Raw genomic sequence first — 20,967 nt, 5'->3', positions numbered from 1 at the left:
GCTATTGAAGATAAAATCTACTCGACCACATAAATAAGAACAAACTGACCTAAATCCATTGTTCAAGAAAGCTTGTTCTTATTTTGATAGAGGGCGTTCAAAGATACAAAGCCATCGAAAGAGGGTGGTGAAAAAAGACTTGTCATAGCCTCTTATTCTGAATAAACGGTGTTCAAAAGCTTGCATCTGCAGTAATAAGCCCAACTAAACGAAAAATATGAGGAGCTATTTTTGTTTAGCTGTTCTTATTACTTGATGCAGGACAGCTTTTTCACAACCTCATTTCATGTGTTTCACACGTGAGGAAATTTCTTTATGGCGGCCATGTACCATCGGACGAGCTTGCGGATTTCCTAAATAGCCACAAGTACGTTTGACTACATCACATGTTTTTGGATCATGATTTCCACATTCTGGACATTCGAATCCTCGTTCTGTCGGTTTGAAATCACCTTCGAAACCACATTGATAGCAATGATCGATTGGCGTATTCGTACCAAGATACCCGATTTTGTCATATGCAAAATCCCATACAGCTTCTAAAGCTTTCGGATTTTGTTGGAGCATAGGGTATTCACAGTAGTGGATGAATCCACCTGAACAATATTTTGGATAATCCTTCTCAAATTCCAATTTTTCAAATGGCGTTGGGTTTTTACGCACATCATAGTGGAAACTGTTTGTATAATATTCTTTATCTGTGATATTTTCGATGATGCCGAATTTTTCTGTATCCAAACGGCAGAAACGGTCAGTTAGACTTTCACTTGGAGTTGAATAGACACTGAAATGATAACCATATTCATCCCCCCATGCATCTGCATTAGCTTTTAATTCTTTGACGATATCAAGTGTGAAAGCTTTTGCTTCTGGGTTTGTTTCCCATTCGCCACCGAAGAAAGCTGAAGCAACTTCATATAATCCAATGTAGCCTAACGATACAGTAGCTCGACGGTTTTTGAATAATTCATTGACAGAATCGGTACGTGAAAGACGTTTCCCGAAAGCACCATACATATATAAAATTGGTGCATTTGCAGGAATGGCTTCTTTACAACGTTCTACACGATAGAGAAGAGCATCTTTCATGATTTCTAAGCGGTCAGACAGTAACTGCCAGAATTTATTCTGATCTCCTTTTGATTCGATCGCGATTCTTGGCAAATTCAATGTAACAACACCTAAATTCATTCGTCCGACATTTACTTCTTGACCATTTTCGTCTTTCCACCCTTGCAAGAATGAACGACAGCCCATAGGTACTTTGAAACTTCCAGTTAATTCAACGATTTTATCGTAATTCAGAATATCAGGATACATTCTTTTCGTTGCACATTCCAATGCTAGTTGTTTGATGTCGTAATTAGGATCTTCAGGGTTTAAGTTCACACCTTTTTTCAAAGTGAAGATCAGTTTAGGGAAGATAGCTGTCCGCTTTTCACTCCCTAATCCATTGATTCGAATCTGTAAAATTGCTTTTTGAATTTCTCTTTCAAACCAGTTTTCTCCTAGTCCAAATCCTAATGAAGTGAAAGGAGTTTGTCCATTTGAAGTAAATAAGGTATTGATTTCATATTCCAAACTTTGCATAGCATCGAAGATATCTTTTTTGGTCTTTGCTTTTGCATATTCTTTTTGGCGTTCTGGCGAATCGATCCATTCTTCCGCATCTTTTAGATGTTTTTTATAGTTCAATTCTGCAAAAGGAGCAAGCAATTCATCTGTTCGGTCGGCAGAACAGCCACCATATTGACTTGACGCTACATTGGCAATAATCTGTGAGATTTGTGCTGTGGCGGTCTGGATAGATTTTGGCGATTCGACTTCGGCATTGCCGATTTTGAACCCATTGTTCAGCATGCCTTTGAAATCAATCAAGCAGCAATTCGTCATCGGTGTATAAGGATGATAATCCAAATCATGGTAATGGATATCGCCTTTTTGATGCGCATTTGCTATATGTGGTGGCAACATTTTCAGTCCGATTGATTTTCCAACGATCCCGGCTGTCAGATCTCGCTGTGTATTGAAAACATTACTGTCTTTATTTGCGTTTTCGTTCACGACAGTTTGGTCCTTGTTGATTAGCTTTTCAATCGAAAAGTTGATATCTGTTGCTTTACTGCGAGCAAAATCTCGTTTGGTACGATAATTGATGTACTCTTCTGCTAATTCATATTCGTTTTTTTCTAGTAATATATGTTCCACGATGTTTTGAATCTCATAGATTTTGACATTTTCAGCAAACCGGCTTTTGATTTCTTGGACAACCAAGTCTGCAATCATTTGAATTTTTTCATAAGTAAGTGGTGATAATGAGCCGTGAATTTTCTTTTCTGCTTTGATCAGTGCTTCATTGATCTTTTGTTCATCGAAATCAACATGGCGGCCATCGCGTTTGATGACTTTCATCTGGGATGTCTCTGGCTGCTGAGTAACGACAGTTTTTTCTTCATAATTTACTTTCATTATCTTCAACTCCTGCTAAATTGTTCTTGTCTATCATAAAACAAAATCTGGGAAGGAGCAACTAAATATCGGCTATATATAGTATTCAATGTGCTGTATAATTGGATTTCTATACTATATGTAGTGTATATTTTATTGTGAAAAAAGGTGAAAACTTGTAGCTGGTGGATTTGTTTTTTGCATATTTAATTTTGCTGAATAAAATAATTGAATAAAATTTTTTATTCAGTCCAAGTAAAAGTGACAAAAACATAAGAGCAAATTATTCGTAGATATGCTACTATGCAAATAAATAGAAATGAAAAATGAAAGAGGAGGAGAAGAATTGGAAAAGATGATCGAAGTGAAACATCTAAGTAAAAGCTACGGCAGCAAACTTTCTCCCGTCAAAGCCTTAGATAATATCTCATTTACAGTAGAAGAAGGCGAGTTTGTTGGGATTATGGGCCCAAGTGGTGCAGGAAAGACAACGCTGATGAATATCTTGTCCACGATCAATTTGCCTACGATGGGCAGTGTCTCGATCCAAGGAAAAGAAATCACAAAAATGAAAAATAGTGAGCTCAGTGACTTTCGTCGAAAAAAACTAGGATTCATTTTTCAAGAGTTCAATTTGATCGATACCCTAAATGCAAAAGACAATATCCTATTGCCCCTAGCAGTTGAACGGATGACTAAAGAGGAAATGGAAAAGAGAGTAAGACATGTAGCTCAATTGTTGAATATAGAAGAACTGCTCAAACGGTATCCCGATGAACTTTCTGTCGGACAGAGACAACGAATTGCAGCTGCTAGAGCACTTGTTGTTCAGCCACAAGTGATTTTTGCAGATGAACCAACTGGCTCTTTGGACTCGAAGTCGGCTACAGAATTGTTGAACTACTTGAAGACCATGAATCAAAAAGAAAAAGCAACGATACTGTTAGTCACCCATGATCCATATACAGCAAGCTACTGCGATAGAATTTTATTTATTAAAGATGGTGTGATTTTTTCTGAAGTTGTCAGAAGAGGGACAAGAAGAGAGTTCTTTGAGAAAGTAATAGACATGCAGGCGACGATTGGCGGAGGAGGAAAAATGAATGCTGTATAAACTAGCCGTTAAAAGTTTTTTTCGGCAGTCACGAGGCTATCTTGTTTATTTTTTCAGTTTGACTTTATCCGTAATGATCTATTATTCCTTCAGCGCAATGACCTACGATCAATCTTTAGTCAGAAGAGCAAGTCAAGATACTTCGATAGATGGTGGATTGAGTTTTGGCGGATTTATCATTACTGTTGTTTTGCTTTTTTTCGTATTCAGTGCCAACCGATTTTTCTTGAATAGAAGGCAAAAGGAAATAGGCATCTATCAGCTTTTTGGTATGAATAAACTGCAGATATCAGGTATATATGTGTTAGAAATCATGATAATTGGATTGTTCGCCTGTATTTCTGGGATATTACTCGGTATTATTTTTTCCAAACTCTTTTCAATGATTTTGGTTCGAATGATGGATATGGATCTTACTAGTCCATTTTTTATCTCCATTCCATCAGTAGTAGATACTTTATTTGCTTTTTTCATCATCCTTTTAGCAGTATCTGTATATTCAATATGGAAAATATGGCGCTATCCAATGATTCGAAGTTTTGGAGAAAAAGAACAAGCAGATAGTTCAACAATGCGCTTCAGGACAAGGCACCGATTACTCGCAGTCATCGGGTTACTACTTTTAACGAGCGGATATTTTGGAGCTAGTCATTTTAGGGAAATCACTTCATGGATGATCAGTTATCATTATCTTGATACATTAGTTTTCTTTTTTCCTTTTTTAATTTTTTTCGTTTGTGTGGTCGGTACTTATTTGTTTTTCTGTTATACATTTCGGTTATTTTTGATCATATTGAGTAAATGGAAGATTTATTACTATGGTATCAATTTTTTGATAATGGGTAACACGCAAGTTCATTTGCTCAAAAGTTGGCGTACAAATTCTCTGATTACAGTCATTCTCGGAATTTCTTTAATGACAATTGGCGGCACGGCTAGTATCTCTACTATTTTATCCTACCAGGAGAAAGTTTCCTCCCCGATGGACTATCAGTTTGATGTTGAGACAGAGAAAAAAATCAAGCCGATTCTAGCAGAGGAAGGGCAGAAGATAACTAAAGAAATCACCTTGCATTATAAAGTCATTGGGAGTATCTATAGTCAAAATCTCGAAGAACCTATGTTTCAAACTGCTAATCTGATCACGGAAACACAATATCAAGCCTTCAGAAAAGTTAATCCAGATTTGCCGAACATTTCTTTGAAATCACCTGGTCATACTGTTTTGCTTGATCAAATGCAAACTCTTTTTCGGAATATTTCATTATATGGATCTAGTATTGGACTGCCAGATAATCAAGAATTGAAGATTCAACAAATGCTTCCAAGTGTATTAGGTGACGAAACAATGGTATATCTAAGTCCTGTACTGATTGTAGATGATACCGTTTTTGAAAAAGCAAAAGGTGTGGATTATCAAGTAGTCAATGTAGATGTATCAGGTGGAAATAATGAAAAAATAGATGAACGACTGAGCAATGACCTGTCGATAAAGTGGCTCAATGCTGTTTATTATTCTTATGATATCGTAAATGGAAGTCTACAAGGAGAAATTAGCACAAAGAAACTTCCGGATGACCAAATGAAGGAAGCACAATTTAGCCAAGAAAGCTCTCGTTTGAATTTCTCTTCCAGCTATTCGAAATTGCGTGCAGTTAATCGGCGAATCGGTATCAATATTTTTGTCACACTATTTGTCGGGATGATCGTGATTATTGCTACTGGTAGTATTTTGACAGTCCGGCAATTAGCAGAAGCAGAGGAAGAAAAAGAAAATTATCACCTATTGACTAAGCTGGGGATTCCACAAAGAAGGATCAGACGGATGATCTTCGAGCAAAACGCACTTACCTTCTTTCCACCCATGATATTAGGGATCACTCACGCAGTATTTGCAATCAATGTCTTCACTCAGTATATAAAAACTGCCGATTACTGGTTGGCTTATCTTGTGAGTGGCTTATTGATCCTTATCTATCTTTTGCTTTATGTCATTACGAGTCAGTTATATTGTCGGATTATCGATGAATGATATACGGAATAAGACAAGATAATAAATAGAACTAAATTTTGAATACCATTTATTTGGAATAAGAGGTTGTGACACGATTTTTGTCACAACCTCTTTATTTTTTATATTTTTTAAAAGTACGAGAAATTATAAAGAAAAAAGCAGTGATTTGATGTGCTATTTTTATAAAAGCTATGTGACAAAACTGTTAGTAAAAAAACGGTTTCTGTAAGCTAGACACATGTTTCTTTTTGTCAAAATTAGTTACACTTTGTGTGAGGTTATATGAGGAGGGAATCCAATGAACAAATGGCGTTCTAATCCAAAATTGAATTATTGGGGAAAATTCATCATTCGAACAATTTTTTATAGTGCAGTACTGCTGTTCCTGATTTATCTGTATCACTATAAAAATATTCAAGGAGGAACTTTTATCTATAACGAATTTTAGGAGGAAGAGTATGGAAATCAAAACGATTATTGAAGCAATCGATGATTGGGGAATAAATGAACCTGATCGAGTTGCTTATCAGGCGGATGAGACGCATACTTTTGGTGAATTGAAACAAGCATCAGACGCACTTGCTTATTATTTAGAAAAAAAGGTAGAAGGCGATGGACCAATTGTCGTTTTTGGCAATTTGGAGTTTGAAATGATTGTCTCATTTCTAGGGGTTGTCAAATCTGGCCATGCCTATTTGCCGATTGAAGAGCATACACCCAAGGAGCGTATCCTATCGATCTTTCGGGTGGCTAAACCATCTATGGTCATCAGTATCGGGGACTGGATAGAAGATATTCCTTCGGTTCCTGTCATAACAAAAAAAGAATTTCAAGAAATCAAGAAGATACCAGTAGGATTTTATCCCAGAAATAGCGTAAAAGGTACAGAAAATTTTTATATTATTTTTACTTCTGGTACTACTGGAGAACCAAAAGGCGTACAAATCAGTCATGATAATCTAGTCAGCTTTGTTCAATGGACGATGGAAGACTTTGGGATCAAGCCTGGTATGCATTTCTTAGCCCAAGCGCCATTTTCTTTTGATTTATCGGTATTTTCTATTTATCCTGCATTAGTTTCTGGCGGAATGCTGAAGCCGTTAAATAAAGCAGTTGTTCAAGACTTTCGTCAATTATTCGCGACATTGCCAGCCTTGAAGTTGAATGTGTGGGTTTCTACTCCATCATTTATGGATATTTGCTTGATGGAACCTACATTCAATGGAGAAAATGTGCCGGAATTGGACATGTTTTTATTTTGCGGAGAAGAATTGACGAAAAAAACTGCAGAAAGTCTACTTGATCGATTCCCAAATGCACGGATATATAATACTTACGGTCCAACAGAAGCAACTGTAGCTATTTCAAGTATTCAGATTGACCAGCATGTACTAGATAGTTATGACCGACTACCGATTGGCTACGTAAAAAAAGACACGAAAGTTTCTATTGTCCAAGAAGGTAAACCTGTTTCAAAAGGAGAAACGGGTGAAATCATTATTGCAGGACCAAGCGTATCAAAAGGTTACCTGAACAATCCCGAAAAGACAGCTGCTGCGTTCTTTTGTCAAAATGACTTAGCAAGTTACCATACAGGGGATGCAGGTAGACTAGATGAAGATGGGCTTTTATTTTATGAAGGACGTATGGATCAGCAGGTCAAATTACATGGATACCGGATTGAACTCGGGGATATCGAACATTATCTGCTCCAAGACAACCGAATCAAACAAGCTGTCGTCGTACCAAAATACCAAGGAACAAAAGTACAGCAGCTGGTTGCTTTTGTCGTATTAGAAAACAAAACGAAACAGCCGGATTTTCAGTTGACTAAATCTATCAAAGAACAATTACTAGAAGTTGTGATGGATTATATGATTCCTCAGAAGTTCCATTATGTCGATCTGCTGCCTCAGACAGTTAATGGAAAAATCGATCGAAAAAAATTAACAGCTGAGGTGAATCCTGAATGATGTTACCTCATATGATCCCTTATGCAGAGCCGTTTTATTTTTTTCTTTTAGCCATTGCGCTTGTACCGATCGTTCTATCTTTATTGATATGGGAAAAAAGATTACCAGTTTATCAATCAGCAGTGACACTTTTCTTTTTATTTGTCAGCTTTGGAGGTAATTATTGGCAACAGGGAGCGGCGCTGATTGGGTATGTTTTGTGGCAGACGATACTTGTATGGGGCTATTTTGTTTATCGGCAAAGGAAAAATCAGACAGGATGGTTTTTTGCCGCCGTTATTTTAGCGATAATTCCACTGTTTTTAACGAAAGTGACTCCTTTTTTTGAACATGGAAAAGCATCGTTACTTGGTTTTTTAGGAATCTCTTATTTAACCTTTAAATCTGTACAAATGATCATGGAAATAAGAGATGGCATGATCAAAACATATAAGCCATTTCGTTATATCCAGTTTCTGCTGTTCTTTCCAACAATCTCTTCTGGACCAATCGATCGCTATAGGAGATTTGAAAAAGATCAGCTCCATCCGCCTGTTCGTGATAAATATGTTGATCTTTTGGGAAAAGGCGTCCAAAATATTTTTGTCGGTTTTTTATATAAATTCATTATCGGTTATTATTTTGGTCAAGTACTGCTTCCTGTAGTGGGACGCATTGCCTTACAGCATGGTGGTATTTCATGGGCATTAGTAGGTTATATGTACGTGTACAGTATGTATTTGTTTTTTGATTTTGCTGGCTATAGCTTATTTGCAGTCGGTACAAGCTACATGATGGGGTATCAGACACCAATCAATTTCAATAAACCTTTTTTATCATGGAATATCAAAGAATTCTGGAATCGTTGGCATATGACGCTGTCCTTTTGGTTCCGTGATTATGTATATATGCGATTGATGTTCTTCATGATGAAGAAAAAAATTTTTAAAAGCAAGATCGTAATGTCAAATATCGGTTATTTTGCTTTGTTTCTTCTAATGGGTGTATGGCATGGATTGACGTGGTACTACATCGTATATGGACTGTATCATGCTTGTCTGATCTGTCTGACAGATGCATGGATCCGATTTAAGAAGAAGCATAAAGAGCAGTTGCCTTCTAACAAATTTACGCATGGCGTAGCCGTATTTTTGACATTTCAAGCGGTATGTTTTAGCTTCCTGATTTTTTCAGGATTTTTAGATAAACTTTTTTTTAGCTAACGAATAGTGACATATTAATTTATATAACAAAGGAGAAAAGGAAAATGGAAGAACAAATTTTATCAATCTTAGAAGAAATAACAGGAACAGATGAAGTAAGAAAAAATCGTGATATTGATCTATTTGATGAAGGGTTGCTTGATTCTTTAGCATCTGTTCAATTATTAGTCGAGCTAGACGGAGAGCTGGATATCCAAGTCCCTGTATCTGAATTCGAGCGAGAGGATTGGAGCACACCGAATAAAATCATTCAACAAGCAACTGCATTGAAGGGTTGAGTATGAAAAAGAAACTTTTTGCTATTTTCGGCCCGGTTGTTTTAGCTGTTGGCTTACTGTTTGTGTTTTTTACCTCCTCCTATCAAGTAGATATCTCTAATCCAGAAACGATTAGACGTGCCTCTTCTTCCATGTCAGTAAACGTGTTGAAAGGAGATGCGATAAAAAATTATGCATTATCTGAAAAACAATATATTCCTTTTTTTGGCTCAAGTGAATTAAGCAGAATCAGTCCATTTCATCCGTCTGTTCTGGCAGAAAAATACCAGCGAAACTATCGTCCATTTTTGCTGGGAGCACCCGGGACACAATCGTTAAGCCAATATATGATGATGCGTTCTGCAGGAGATGCTATGAAAAACAAGAAAGTCGTCTTTATTATTTCTCCTCAGTGGTTCGTTAAAAATGGTGTAAAAACTGATTACTTTAATACGTATTATTCTGAACTTCAAACATACGACTGGTTGTTTTCAATGAAGAAAGTAACGCCTGCTGATCGCTATTTAGCTAGAAGATTATTAACTTTCTCAAAAGTAAAAGAGAATGATACGTTGACGGCGATTCTGCAAACGATCAAAAAAGGGAAGCTACCTTTACCTGAATCTTTGAATCAGCTGCGCAGCCAATGGAACATGCTGAAGAGAGAGGATGAAGTATTCAGCAATATTGGGTTGAAAGATCGACAGCAAAAAATCGATCATGAGTCAAAACGATTACCAAAACAATACCAAGAAACAGAATTATCCATTTTAGCAAATCAAATTGGAGAACGAGAAACGACGAATAATCCATTCGGGTTGAAAAACGATTTTTATACGCATCGTATCCGAGCCCACGAGCCAGAGCTCAAACAGTCACAAAAAAATTGGGATTATCGTTTTTCGCCAGAATTTTCTGATTTTCAGCTGGTCTTGGATCAATTAGCAAAAAACCATAACGAAGTATTGTTCATCATCCCACCGGTTAACGAGAAATGGAGCGATTATACCGGACTATCTCAAGAAATGTTACAAGGATTTGCCAAAAAGATCAAATTTCAATTAAATAGCCAAGGATTCAATCGAATAGCTGATTTTGTCAATCAAGCGGGTACCAACTATTTTATGGAAGACACGATCCATCTAGGCTGGAAAGGCTGGTTGGCTGCAGATCAACAGATCAGACCGTTTTTAGAAGAAAATCATATTACTGCTAGTAAGTATCATCTTGACGATGCTTTTTTTAGCAAATCTTGGCAACATCAAATACCAGATAAACTACAATTAAAATAAAGAAAACAGGCGAGTGTTGCTCGCTTGTTTTCTTTATTTTTGAATATTCTGAATAAAAGATAAAAATACCAAGTTTGCCTGAACAAAAATCATAAGCAATGGTATAATCACAATATGAATATAGAAATGGGGGAAAACATTTGGATACAAAAGAAGAACAGCTACTTATTGATTTAACTTCTGCAAAAGGAGTACCTGGAAATGAAGAAGAGGTAAGAGAAGTATTCAGAGAATATGCCAAACCATTCGCTGATGATATTTTTTATGACGGTTTAGGCAGTGTGATTGCCAAACATGGTGCTGGCGGAGGCCCCAAGGTCTTTATTTCTGGACATATGGACGAAGTTGGTTTTATGGTAACAAAAATAACCGAAAAAGGATTCTTGGAATTCCAAACTCTTGGAGGTTGGTGGGGGCAAGTCATGCTTGCTCAGCAAGTTGAAATCAAAACACGTGAAGGGAAAATCGTCCACGGTGTGATTGGTTCCAAACCACCACATGTTTTAACACCTCAAGTAAGAAATAAACCTTATGAAATAAAGGATATGTTCATTGATATTGGCGCATCAAGCCAAGAAGAAGCCAAAGAGTGGGGCATACGTCCTGGAGATATGGTCACTCCATATATTGAATACAAACGAATGAATGGCAGCAAATATTTACTGGCAAAAGCATGGGATAATCGTATTGGGACAGCTGTTTCTCTGCGAGTATTAGAGAATCTATCTAAAGAAGCACACCCAAATGTTTTATTCGCAGGAAGCGATGTGCAAGAAGAAGTAGGCTTGCGAGGTGCTCGAACAAGTACACATCTTGTAAATCCCGATATTGCTTTTGCTTTAGATACTGGTACAGCAGGAGACACTCCAGGAATGACACCAAAAGAAGCAGATTCGATTTTAGGAAAAGGCCCACAGATTTTGATTTTTGATGCATCTATGATCCCGCATAAAAAATTATTGAATTTTGTTATTGATGTAGCAGAGGAAATGGATATTCCATTCCAATATACAGTGATTTCTGGCGGAGGAACTGATGCAGGACAAATGCATTTGACAAGAGATGGTGTTCCGTCTGTAGCCATTACCGTTCCTGTTCGTTATCTGCATTCCCATACATCAGTGATTCATGAAGATGATTATTTGAATACAGTGAAACTAGTCACAGAATTAGTGAAACGGCTTGATAGTGAAACAGTTGAAAAAATTCGGAGTTATGAATAATGAATAATAGAATACCTATTTCTGAATATCGGAAAAAAGCACGAGTTTCTTTGGAAAATCAATGGGGAATCAATACTTGGCTTGTTTTCTTATCTATAATATTTACGAGCGTCATCCAGAACTTTTTTGACGGTTTCAGTCCTTTTCCGGAAGAAAGCATGCAGCAGCACTTATTGAGTTTTCTAGTCGATAATTTACTTTTATTCGCATTCAACTATGCATTGTTTTACATTGCGCTAGTAGTTGTACGGGGTGGCAGACCAAAAAGTAACCTTTTATTTTCAGTTTTCCAAAGAAAGTATTTTGGTTCGATACTTGGCATCAATTTGATCAATTCAGTCATCAACTGGCTACTCAACAGTTTAATCTTTCTGCCCATGTTTTTAATCAGCGGAGTGAGTACTTATATGCAGCTGCTTTTCAGTTCAAATGCGGTACCTACGGGTGTCATGCCAGAAGATTTTCTTGATATCAGCTTTGTTTTATCGATGATAGGGATGATTTTTGTTTCAGCACTCATCATGAGTATTGTTGGCGGTTTATTCCAATTTGCTGCATGGACAAAGTTCGACTATCCTGATTTGTCGGTTATTCAATGTTTGAAATATGGCTGGTTTTTATTGAAAGATAGAATTGGTACGTATATTTTGTTGCAGCTGTCTTTTATCGGCTGGTATTTGCTAGGAGCAATCGCTTTGTTCATCGGTCTTTTGTGGGTCATTGTTTATGTGAATGTGTCAGTTGCAGAATTTTATGAACAAGCACGGATTGAAAAAGGAGGTCCAGACGCCTATTTTACTTAGCATGTAAGCAGTTTATTCATCAAAAAAATAACTTTTGTGGTAGGATAAATCTTTGAGGGGGAATGTACGATGAAATTAACTGTTTTAGGATGCTTAGGAGCGTATCCTTATAAAAATCAAGGGACAACAGGTTATTTGCTTCAATCTGACGGGTTCAATTTGTTGATCGATGCAGGTAGTGCTACGCTGATCAAATTACAAGAACACCTTGATCCACTTGATCTAGATGCTGTGATCCTTAGCCATTATCATCATGATCATATTGCTGACCTTGGTGTATTACAGTATTACTGGCAACTTCATCCTAAGAGAAATCCGGAGACATTGCTTTCAATTTATGGACACACAAAAGATTCCATTCACTTTGAAGAATTGACGATGGAAAATGTCTCAAAAGGACATCCTTATTTTGAAGCTGAAGAATTAAAAATTGGACCTTTTCTGATTACTTTTATGGAAACAATCCATCCAGTAGTATGTTACGCCATGCGTATCGTAGAAGAAGCAACGGGGAAAGTATTCGTATTTACAGGTGATTCAGGTTATTTGGAAAGTTTCGCTGATTTTGCGAAAGATGCTGATTTGTTTCTAGCAGATACCTATCTTTTTGAAGGAAATGAACATCATGCCCATTTCACTTCAAAAGAAGCTGGAGAACTTGCGAAATCAGCTAACGTAAAGAAACTTGTACTTACACATCTACCTCAGTTTGGTGATTTAGAACAATTGAAAAATGAAGCGCAAAAGGCAGCAGGCAAAGGAATTGATGTAGAACTTGCTGCAGTTGACAAAGTGTTTAACATTTAGGAGGAAGAACATGATTTTTGTACCAAATGAAAACCACGACCCAAGAATCAATTTAGCAATTGAACAATATTTGCTGCAAGAAATGCCTTTAGATGAACCTATTTTGCTCTTTTATATCAATGAACCTTCAATCATCATCGGCAGAAACCAAAATACGCTTGAAGAAATCAATCGAGATTATGTGGAAGAAAATGGCATTCATGTTGTCCGTCGCTTAAGTGGAGGCGGAGCTGTCTACCATGATTTTGGAAACCTGAACTTTAGTTTTATCATGCCTGATGATGGGGATTCATTCCGTGACTTTGCGAAAGTAACACAGCCAATCATCCAAGCACTTCATGAATTGGGTGTTGCTGGGGCGGAATTGAAAGGCCGAAATGATCTAGTCATTGATGGCATGAAATTTTCTGGCAACGCGATGTATGCTACCAACGGTCGGATGTTTGCTCATGGAACAATTATGTTCGACTCTGATATCAATGAAGTAGTCAATGCATTAAAAGTAAAAAAAGACAAAATCGAATCAAAAGGAATCAAATCGATCCGTTCTCGTGTAACGAATATCAAACCATTTCTTCCAGAAGAAAAGCAAAAAATGACAACAGAAGAATTTCGTCAAGAAATCTTGTTGAAAATTTTCGGCGTAGAGTCAGTAGAAGAAGTAAAAACGTACGAATTGACTGATGAAGATTGGAAAAAAATCAATCGAATCTCTGAGGAATATTATCGAAATTGGGATTGGAATTACGGGAAGTCTCCAGATTTCAATTTCTCTCGCCAAAAACGTTTTTCTATCGGTTCGATTGAAGTCCATTTGAATGTCTCAGAAGGAATGATCAAAGAAGCAAAAATCTTTGGCGATTTCTTCGGACTAGGAGATATCACTGACGTGGAAAAAAAATTGGTTGGACAGAAATATGATAAAGCATCTCTATCAAAAATAGTCAGCCAAATTGATGTGAAGAAATATTTTGGTGCGATAGAACCAGAAGAATTGCTTACCTTACTTTATTGAAAATAAAAAATAGCGGAATCCACATATATGGATTCCGCTATTTTTTATAGAGGATTCGGGTAATTTCGAGAGAGTTGAACAGTGATCCGATCAATGAAAGTATCTTTTTCCTGCGTTAGTGTTCCTGTGTAACGATCCGCTACGTCTTTCATCATCATTAAGTCAAAACGTTCCTGATCATCTAATTCTTCTGTGATGCCTCGACTAAATAGATTTGTATCGTAATGTGCACTATGTTCGCAACAAATGACGAAATGTTCCTCTTGTTCGTGTATCGACAAATAAATTTTTCGATACAGTGGATTTTCGATGGCATGAGTTTCTCTAAAGGAATGCTCTAAAGCGTGGATCAAAAGTTGAGCCAGATCGTCATCGTTGATAGGAAGTTCTTCGGGAAGATCTGCTTGGAAGGTTATCTGAATATTCCGTTTGGCAGCTAACTTCTGGTAACGCGCTAAGATAAGATTTGTCACCTGGTGGTTGCAAAAAGAACACAGCATTTCGAAATTTTTTGCTTCTTCTAATATCTTTTCCACATAGTTTTTAGCTTTTGTTTGGTCCGTATGCATTAAATCTTGCAGATTCTCCATCTCTTGGACAAATTCCAGGCGAAGTGTATTTACTTCTTGGATATGCTGTCGAAGCTGCTCATAATGTTGCTCCAACAAATCATTTTTGATTTTTAAGAAATCTACTTGTCTCCGATCTTTGTCGGTATTTAAGATGTGATCGATTAGATTGTAGCTGATAATAACGATTAGAATGATAATATATAAAATCGTAGACCAATTGATCGTTGTTTGATAGATACCTAATGCCGTTTGGATGTAAATCAAGCAATGGATAATGGCTACCAAGACGATCCAAGGTGTACAAGCTACATAAAAACGGTTATTCTTATATGCTTCGCCAATGCATGCAAGTGAAGTGACTAAAGTGCTTATAACACTAGCAATATTAGCAATCGGCATTAATTCAGGAAGTTCTGCAGGAGTAAAAGTTGCATAAAGCAGAACGCCGATAAAAATCAAAAGTTGGAACGTACAAAAAATTCCGTACCATTTTTTATAGTAAAACATTCGGCTCCAATAGTAGCAGATGATGAAAGCTGACGTTAAGATAATAAATAAATGAGATAAAAAAGAATGAACGAATGGTTCAAAAAGAATACCACTTAAAATATCTTCTGATACAGCTTCAAATCCTAATGCCAAAGCAAAGCAACTTAAGAGAATAAGTGAGTATTCAAGACGTTTTTGTTTATACATCAAGTAGATCGTATAGAAAAAGGTCCCTATAGCGATAAAAACAGCGATTATCATCGTCAATACTTGCGGCACTGATTGTGAATAAATAAAACTAATCAATGGTCCAGTTGTTCCTAGATAAACTTTCGGTGGCAGTCCAGCATAGTTCTGATAAGGAGATGAGACTGTAAGAGTCAATTTTTTTCCGATATAATTTGCTGGTAAATCTATCACAGCCAATGAGAGTCCGGGATTGCTTTCTTCCTGATAATCTTTCCGTTGGTATAAAATCTTTTCGCCTAGATATACAGTAATCCATTGATGGTTTCCTTTGATTAGTAAATTTGCTTCGTCCAACGGTTTTTCAAGTGTCGTTTCCATAATGAATGTTTCGTCTTTATCCACGGTAGGAATCGTACGAGTGTACTTGCTGTCAAACTTAAAATCAGGATCATCTTTTGTATAGAAAACCCACGAATCTTTTATTTCTTTCATTTGATTGCTGTCCGCAGGAGAAAAAATAAAATAAAAGAAATAAGCAATTCCTGTTAAAAATAACAATGATAATATAATGATTATGCTCCACTTTATACGTAAATAAAAAGATTCTTTTTTATTATATATGTTATTAAAAAAAGCCATAAAGGTATTCCTTTCTAAAACTTGTAATGTTAGGGTAAACGTTTTTTAAACTAACGTCAATTATTTATAATAAAAAATGAGATAAAGATGAGGAAATAGAATTAGAAACATGTAATTATTAAAGGGAAACATTTTTACAGCTATAATTTGAAAAAAATTTATCGTTATTATATGATTAAGAAGGATTGAATAAAGAAAGAAGTTGAAAACGATGCCTGATTACAAAAAAATAACTTTTATAAGTTCTATAACGTTGATTATATTTTTAATTCTTATTCTTCTCGTCGTCTTGGTTCCCCGAATTTTTGGTTTGACTCCTTATATTATTGAGGACAAAGAAATGAGTCCATATTATGCACAAGGAAATCTGATATATGTACGACCGAAAAATACAAATGAGATTTTAGTCGGAGATATTATTACATATTATGAAAATTCAGGAAAAAAAATCTCGACGCGTCGCGTAATAGCCGTTGAAAACAACCACGAAGATTTTTATACAAAAGCTGATACAAAGACTTATATTGAGCCTGGAGTAGTAAAAAAGAGAAATATTATCGGTAGTCCCATCTTTCAGATTCCATATATTGGACTAGTCCTTTCAAAAACGGCATTTGCATGGATTCAGGGGTTATTCTTTACGATTGCTTTTTGCCTAACAGGAATCACAGCATGGAATACCTTTGTAGAGTTGAAAAAGAAGCGGAGACGAACACAGAAATTTTTGTAAGAATGTTAAAAACATAAATGTATTCCAGAGATCCAACGACTCTTCTGAACATGAAACACGAGAAAACACTCATGCAGCTTGTAGATTTAGTCAGTTGTTCGTATAATGTGTGAAGAGGAGGAGTAGTATGCGCAATGAAATGATGCATCGTCCTGTAGTCAAAGAAGAACTATTGGATTTTATGCGTACCCAGCAAAAAAAATTACCGGGTGAGCTAGGCAAACTGGAAGAAGAAGCTCATGTAGCAGAAGTACCAGTTATTCCCCATGAAACAGTTGTATTTTTGAAATTTTTACTTGGACAGCTTCAGCCTGAACGAATCTTGGAGATCGGAGCAGCTATCGGTTTTTCATCAAGTGTCATGGCCACGACAATCGGAGAAAACGCTCATGTTACGACAATTGATCGTTTCGATGTCATGATCGAGAAAGCTAAAAAAAACTATGAACGTCTAGGACTGACAGATAAAGTGACTTTGCTTGAAGGTCAAGCAGCAGATATCTTGCCGGAGTTGTCTGGTCCGTATGACTTTATTTTTATGGATAGTGCAAAATCAAAATATATTGAATTTTTACCTGAATGCTTACGTTTGTTAAGAAAAGGTGGCGTTTTGATGGTAGATGACATCTTCCAAGGAGGAACGATCTTGCTCCCAGATGAAGAGATTCCCCGTGGCAAACGAGCTATCCATCGTAAATTAAATGAATTTCTTCGTGTTGTGATGGATCATCCCGATTTGACATCGACAATCTTGCCATTAGGTGATGGTGTGATCTTAATGACAAAGGAATCAGAAACAATCGAGTTGTGATACATGATTATGGCAGCCTGTAGATAATCGATTGAATCGAGGGCTCAATTCGAACTTGATGTAAAAGTTTCTATATTTGTAAGTCAATTAAAGGATACAGGAAATCTAAATAAACAGGAGTAGCATGAAGTCAATGTAGCTCCTGTTTTCCATTGATAACCTTAGAACAGCTGAAGGAGAATGTCTCGTTTTAAAAGATTGATTTAGTAGTTGGGCCAAAATAATTCATTATTTGCTAATTAAATAACTATTTCGTATTGACAGAAGCAATTTAATTATCTATAATTATTGATGTTCCGCTGATTCTTGTCATAGTAGCTCAGCTGGATAGAGCATCCGCCTTCTAAGCGGACGGTCGGGGGTTCGAATCCCTCCTGTGACGCTAAAAAACCGTTAGAAACTGAGGTTTCTAACGGTTTTTCTTTGTTTTTTGTGCCAATATTGTTTGTTTTCAAAGGCAAATAAAATAAAAAAACATCCTTATCGAGTACAATTATAAGGAGCAAAAAAATAAAATTCATCAGAAAAGAGGAAGAAGATATGACGATACTATCGAAAATTTTAGTGACTCTAGTTGCAATTGAATTTTTTTATATCATGTATATCGAAACGGTGAGAACTGATTCTGACACGACAAGTAGGGTTTTTAAAATGAGTAAAGAAGAGTTAAGCAGAAAATCTGTTCAAACATTGTTTAAGAACCAAGGAGTGTACAATGGACTATTAGGAGTGGGACTACTTTATGGAGCTTATCTTTCTTCCGCATCTAAAGAAATCACAAGTATGCTATTAATATCTATTTTTTTTGTTGCATTATATGGCAGTTTGACTAGCGATCGTTGGATTTTACTCAAACAAGGTGGGCTAGCTCTGTTGGCATTGCTTTCTATTTTCTTATAAATATAGAAAAAATAAGAATTTATCTAACAGGAAACTTTGTGAAAAATATTACTTTATCTCATGAAATATGATATTCTAATGAATGGTATTTTAGAAAATTTCATGAAAAAGGAGTTAGATAGGTGTTCAAAAATTATGTTTCCTCACTAAAAAAAGAATTTTCAGGTTATGATCTTTCAAGATTTCAGAAAGATCTTTTGGCTGGGATCACAGTAGCTGCTGTAGCATTGCCTTTAGCCTTGGCTTTTGGGGTATCAAGCGGAGCTGATGCGGCCGCAGGTTTGATTACGGCTATCATTGCCGGTATCGTTATTGGCGGTTTATCAGGCGGTTTTTATCAAATATCAGGTCCGACAGGTGCGATGGCAGCTATCTTGATGTCTATTGCGGCAACAAAGGGAATGCAAGGTGTATTGCTTGCTACTTTTTTAGCGGGTCTATTTTTACTTGCAGCAGGACTTTTCCGATTAGGAACAATGACTTCTTTTATCCCAGCACCCGTAATTACGGGGTTTACTTCAGGTATTGCTATCATTATTGCATTAGGTCAGATCGATAATTTATTTGGTGTTCACTCGGAAGGTACAAACGTTATTGAAAAACTAAGTAGTTATCAAACGATAGGATTTCCGATAAACACAGCCTCTTTGATCATGGGAGGGCTAGTCATTTTAGGGATGTTTATCTATCCAAAAAAATGGGCGAAACGAATGCCTAGTTCGCTGCTGGCTATCATTTTGGCAACAGCAGTTATGCTATTGTTCCATTTACCAGTAGCAACTGTGGGTAAGATTCCACAAACATTGATCAGTAGTAATCGTTTGAATATGGGAGATTTTAGCTTTTCTGCCTTGCAACAAGTGGCAGTTCCAGCTATTAGCATTGCTTTATTAGGAATGATTGAAAGCTTGCTATGTGGTGCTTCGGCTGGCCGAATGGCAAATAAGCCCTTAGATAGCAATCAAGAATTAATGGCGCAAGGAATTGGAAATCTGTTGCTTCCTTTCTTTGGCGGGATTCCTGCTACTGCGGCCATCGCCCGTACAAGCGTGGCCATCAAATCTGGTGCACAAACTAGATTAGCTGGTATGATACATGCAGTTGTCTTACTGCTCTCCATGCTTGTTTTTGCGCCAGTGATGTCACAGATTCCAATGCCAGCACTTGCAGGTGTTTTGATTGTGACGGCTTGGCGTATGAATGAATGGGAAACGATCAAGGAGCTATTTACTAATAAATATTGGTCAGCAGTTCTATTGTTTATCCTTACGATGATTTGTACAGTTATCTTTGATTTAAGTATTGCTATCGTGATCGGGGTGATCGGCGGCTGTGTATTTTTTGTTGTCAAAAGCGCTGCTATCACGATTTCATTAGAAACGATCGATTGGCAAAGAATGGGGCTGCCAGAAACGGAAAAGCTGAATAACTGGACAGTAGTGTATATTAGTGGTCCACTGTTTTTTATGTCTTCAGAAAAACTCAAAAATAAATTGGAAGAACTAAATCATCACGATGGTGTCATTTTCTCCATGCGAGGCGTACCAAGTATTGATTTGACGGCACGTGCAGTTTTTGATGAATTTCAAGAAAAAGCAGAGCAAAGAGGACAAACGATTATCTATACTTCCTTGCAGCCAGAAGTAGAAAAACAACTTTCTCACTTGTGGGAACATACATTCACGCATCAACATCAAACAGTTGCTCATGCGTTGACAGCTTTACATGCGAAATATACTGCAATTAGCCATTAAAACAATGAAAAAGAACAGACAAGACTGTAAACTGAAGATTTTATGGTCTTGTCTGTTCTTTTTAATATTGCTGTAAAAGTGAAGCTAGTACTTGCCAGTCTTGATGGATAACAGGTACAAGGGAGCGATTGTAGAAAATAGCTGCTGGATGAAAAAGTGGAAGAATTCGATAGTTTTTTTCTGACCATTCGTAGGCATCCTTTTGTTCTGTTAATTGTAAGACAGGCCCTGTATAGAGTTGACCATGATTTTTGGTAACCGTATATTCTTTGCCAAGTAAACGTTGAAGACCAATGTTTCCAAGTGTCGCAATTAATTTTGGCTGGACCTTCATCAGTTCGTAATCCAATATTGGTGCATGCGCAAATACTTCGGAACGAGTAGGTGTCCGATTTGGATAAACAGTTTCTGACTGTTGTGTCCGTTTATTGATCCGATGAGTCACGCGATACGGGCGGCTCCTTACAGCACTGGTGATATACACCTCTTCTCGTGTTAAGCCAGTTGAAGAAAGTGCCTGCATCAATTCTTTTCCAGCTTGACCGCTAAAAGGAACATGCGTATCAATCTCTGTTTTCCCTGGGGCTTCTCCCACGAGCATCAGTTTAGGATGAAGAGGTCCTTGCCCAGCGATAAATCCTTCTACAGGACGGCCGTTCATTCTTAAAGAAGCTTCTTGTATCAGTTCTTTTGGGTATTCCATTTATGCTCCTCCTTTTTCTTTTATTATAAGAA

General features: G+C 36.9%; 18 protein-coding genes and 1 tRNA gene. 16 read left to right on the top strand and 3 right to left on the bottom strand.

Annotated features, from left to right (window positions below; genetic code table 11):
• Positions 1-279: 279 nt before the first annotated feature.
• Complete coding sequence (gene nrdD / locus IGL70_RS09500; protein ID WP_002288083.1) at positions 280-2,469, bottom strand: anaerobic ribonucleoside-triphosphate reductase; 2,190 nt, start codon at positions 2,467-2,469, stop codon at positions 280-282.
• Between the two features lie 325 nt (positions 2,470-2,794).
• Between nrdD and IGL70_RS09495 the strand changes: the two genes are divergently transcribed.
• From IGL70_RS09495 to IGL70_RS09445, 11 genes are all read left to right on the top strand, one after another.
• Positions 2,795-3,562: an ABC transporter ATP-binding protein gene (locus IGL70_RS09495; RefSeq protein ID WP_002304285.1), complete on the top strand. Its 768-nt coding sequence runs from the start codon at positions 2,795-2,797 to the stop codon at positions 3,560-3,562.
• A complete protein-coding gene (locus tag IGL70_RS09490; RefSeq protein WP_104873656.1) occupies positions 3,552-5,594 on the top strand; it encodes an ABC transporter permease in 2,043 nt (680 codons plus the stop codon). The genes IGL70_RS09495 and IGL70_RS09490 overlap by 11 nt, the downstream gene beginning before the upstream one ends.
• 280 nt (positions 5,595-5,874) lie before the next feature.
• The gene (locus tag IGL70_RS09485; RefSeq protein WP_002288113.1) at positions 5,875-6,024 is read left to right on the top strand and encodes a teichoic acid D-Ala incorporation-associated protein DltX; all 150 of its coding nucleotides are present in this window, start codon (positions 5,875-5,877) and stop codon (positions 6,022-6,024) included.
• Between the two features lie 10 nt (positions 6,025-6,034).
• A complete protein-coding gene (gene dltA, locus IGL70_RS09480; RefSeq protein ID WP_002294033.1) occupies positions 6,035-7,549 on the top strand; it encodes a D-alanine--poly(phosphoribitol) ligase subunit DltA in 1,515 nt (504 codons plus the stop codon).
• Complete coding sequence (gene dltB / locus IGL70_RS09475; RefSeq protein ID WP_104873655.1) at positions 7,546-8,751, top strand: D-alanyl-lipoteichoic acid biosynthesis protein DltB; 1,206 nt, start codon at positions 7,546-7,548, stop codon at positions 8,749-8,751. Before dltA ends, dltB begins: the two co-directional genes overlap by 4 nt.
• Before the next feature lie 44 nt (positions 8,752-8,795).
• Positions 8,796-9,029 carry a D-alanine--poly(phosphoribitol) ligase subunit DltC gene (dltC, locus tag IGL70_RS09470; protein ID WP_002288092.1) on the top strand — a complete coding sequence of 78 codons (234 nt, stop codon included), beginning with the start codon at positions 8,796-8,798 and terminating at the stop codon, positions 9,027-9,029.
• Positions 9,030-9,031: 2 nt separating this feature from the next.
• Complete coding sequence (dltD, locus tag IGL70_RS09465; protein ID WP_002288094.1) at positions 9,032-10,300, top strand: D-alanyl-lipoteichoic acid biosynthesis protein DltD; 1,269 nt, start codon at positions 9,032-9,034, stop codon at positions 10,298-10,300.
• 140 nt (positions 10,301-10,440) lie between these two features.
• Positions 10,441-11,523 carry a M42 family metallopeptidase gene (locus IGL70_RS09460; protein WP_002288096.1) on the top strand — a complete coding sequence of 361 codons (1,083 nt, stop codon included), beginning with the start codon at positions 10,441-10,443 and terminating at the stop codon, positions 11,521-11,523.
• Positions 11,523-12,326 carry a DUF975 family protein gene (locus tag IGL70_RS09455; RefSeq protein WP_002288098.1) on the top strand — a complete coding sequence of 268 codons (804 nt, stop codon included), beginning with the start codon at positions 11,523-11,525 and terminating at the stop codon, positions 12,324-12,326. Before IGL70_RS09460 ends, IGL70_RS09455 begins: the two co-directional genes overlap by 1 nt.
• 69 nt (positions 12,327-12,395) lie before the next feature.
• On the top strand, positions 12,396-13,133 hold the full coding sequence (locus IGL70_RS09450) for an MBL fold metallo-hydrolase (protein ID WP_104873654.1): 738 nt from the start codon (positions 12,396-12,398) through the stop codon (positions 13,131-13,133).
• Positions 13,134-13,143: 10 nt separating this feature from the next.
• Positions 13,144-14,148 carry a lipoate--protein ligase gene (locus tag IGL70_RS09445; protein ID WP_104873653.1) on the top strand — a complete coding sequence of 335 codons (1,005 nt, stop codon included), beginning with the start codon at positions 13,144-13,146 and terminating at the stop codon, positions 14,146-14,148.
• Between the two features lie 44 nt (positions 14,149-14,192).
• Here the strand turns inward: IGL70_RS09445 and IGL70_RS09440 are convergent, their stop codons facing one another.
• Positions 14,193-16,037, bottom strand: a complete 1,845-nt coding sequence (locus IGL70_RS09440) for a hypothetical protein (protein ID WP_104873652.1) — start codon at positions 16,035-16,037, stop codon at positions 14,193-14,195.
• A 211-nt stretch (positions 16,038-16,248) separates the two neighbouring features.
• Here IGL70_RS09440 and IGL70_RS09435 point away from each other — a divergent pair, with 211 nt between their 5' ends.
• The 5 genes from IGL70_RS09435 to IGL70_RS09415 all read left to right on the top strand — a co-directional run bounded on the left by IGL70_RS09435 (position 16,249) and on the right by IGL70_RS09415 (position 20,232).
• On the top strand, positions 16,249-16,767 hold the full coding sequence (locus IGL70_RS09435; RefSeq protein WP_002299609.1) for a signal peptidase I: 519 nt from the start codon (positions 16,249-16,251) through the stop codon (positions 16,765-16,767).
• 127 nt (positions 16,768-16,894) lie between these two features.
• Positions 16,895-17,578, top strand: coding sequence for an O-methyltransferase (locus IGL70_RS09430; protein ID WP_002288107.1), 684 nt, complete (start codon positions 16,895-16,897; stop codon positions 17,576-17,578).
• 308 nt (positions 17,579-17,886) lie between these two features.
• Positions 17,887-17,960 (top strand) — tRNA-Arg (locus IGL70_RS09425).
• Between the two features lie 158 nt (positions 17,961-18,118).
• Entirely contained in the window at positions 18,119-18,478 is a 360-nt protein-coding gene (locus IGL70_RS09420) for a DUF1304 domain-containing protein (RefSeq protein WP_002323271.1), read from the top strand.
• Between the two features lie 122 nt (positions 18,479-18,600).
• Positions 18,601-20,232, top strand: a complete 1,632-nt coding sequence (locus IGL70_RS09415) for a SulP family inorganic anion transporter (protein WP_104873651.1) — start codon at positions 18,601-18,603, stop codon at positions 20,230-20,232.
• Positions 20,233-20,293: 61 nt separating this feature from the next.
• Here IGL70_RS09415 and IGL70_RS09410 read toward each other — a convergent pair whose 3' ends face one another.
• Positions 20,294-20,935 carry a uracil-DNA glycosylase gene (locus IGL70_RS09410; RefSeq protein ID WP_002289449.1) on the bottom strand — a complete coding sequence of 214 codons (642 nt, stop codon included), beginning with the start codon at positions 20,933-20,935 and terminating at the stop codon, positions 20,294-20,296.
• Positions 20,936-20,967 lie beyond the last annotated feature (32 nt).

The organism is Enterococcus sp. DIV0901a (assembly GCF_051711525.1).
In the GTDB taxonomy this organism is placed as follows: Bacteria; Bacillota; Bacilli; order Lactobacillales; family Enterococcaceae; genus Enterococcus_B; species Enterococcus_B faecium.
The sequence above is the reverse complement of the archived record's forward strand: the minus strand, read 5'-3'. Positions and strand labels throughout refer to the sequence as shown.

What these genes read in the sequence shown, in the direction of transcription:
- nrdD (WP_002288083.1), bottom strand. Translation starts at nt 2,469, where the DNA reads ATGAAAGTAAATTATGAAGAAAAAACTGTCGTTACTCAGCAGCCAGAG.
- IGL70_RS09490 (WP_104873656.1), top strand. Translation starts at nt 3,552, where the DNA reads ATGCTGTATAAACTAGCCGTTAAAAGTTTTTTTCGGCAGTCACGAGGC.
- IGL70_RS09485 (WP_002288113.1), top strand. Translation starts at nt 5,875, where the DNA reads ATGAACAAATGGCGTTCTAATCCAAAATTGAATTATTGGGGAAAATTC.
- dltA (WP_002294033.1), top strand. Translation starts at nt 6,035, where the DNA reads ATGGAAATCAAAACGATTATTGAAGCAATCGATGATTGGGGAATAAAT.
- dltB (WP_104873655.1), top strand. Translation starts at nt 7,546, where the DNA reads ATGATGTTACCTCATATGATCCCTTATGCAGAGCCGTTTTATTTTTTT.
- dltC (WP_002288092.1), top strand. Translation starts at nt 8,796, where the DNA reads ATGGAAGAACAAATTTTATCAATCTTAGAAGAAATAACAGGAACAGAT.
- dltD (WP_002288094.1), top strand. Translation starts at nt 9,032, where the DNA reads ATGAAAAAGAAACTTTTTGCTATTTTCGGCCCGGTTGTTTTAGCTGTT.
- IGL70_RS09455 (WP_002288098.1), top strand. Translation starts at nt 11,523, where the DNA reads ATGAATAATAGAATACCTATTTCTGAATATCGGAAAAAAGCACGAGTT.
- IGL70_RS09450 (WP_104873654.1), top strand. Translation starts at nt 12,396, where the DNA reads ATGAAATTAACTGTTTTAGGATGCTTAGGAGCGTATCCTTATAAAAAT.
- IGL70_RS09445 (WP_104873653.1), top strand. Translation starts at nt 13,144, where the DNA reads ATGATTTTTGTACCAAATGAAAACCACGACCCAAGAATCAATTTAGCA.
- IGL70_RS09440 (WP_104873652.1), bottom strand. Translation starts at nt 16,037, where the DNA reads ATGGCTTTTTTTAATAACATATATAATAAAAAAGAATCTTTTTATTTA.
- IGL70_RS09435 (WP_002299609.1), top strand. Translation starts at nt 16,249, where the DNA reads ATGCCTGATTACAAAAAAATAACTTTTATAAGTTCTATAACGTTGATT.
- IGL70_RS09430 (WP_002288107.1), top strand. Translation starts at nt 16,895, where the DNA reads ATGCGCAATGAAATGATGCATCGTCCTGTAGTCAAAGAAGAACTATTG.
- IGL70_RS09420 (WP_002323271.1), top strand. Translation starts at nt 18,119, where the DNA reads ATGACGATACTATCGAAAATTTTAGTGACTCTAGTTGCAATTGAATTT.
- IGL70_RS09410 (WP_002289449.1), bottom strand. Translation starts at nt 20,935, where the DNA reads ATGGAATACCCAAAAGAACTGATACAAGAAGCTTCTTTAAGAATGAAC.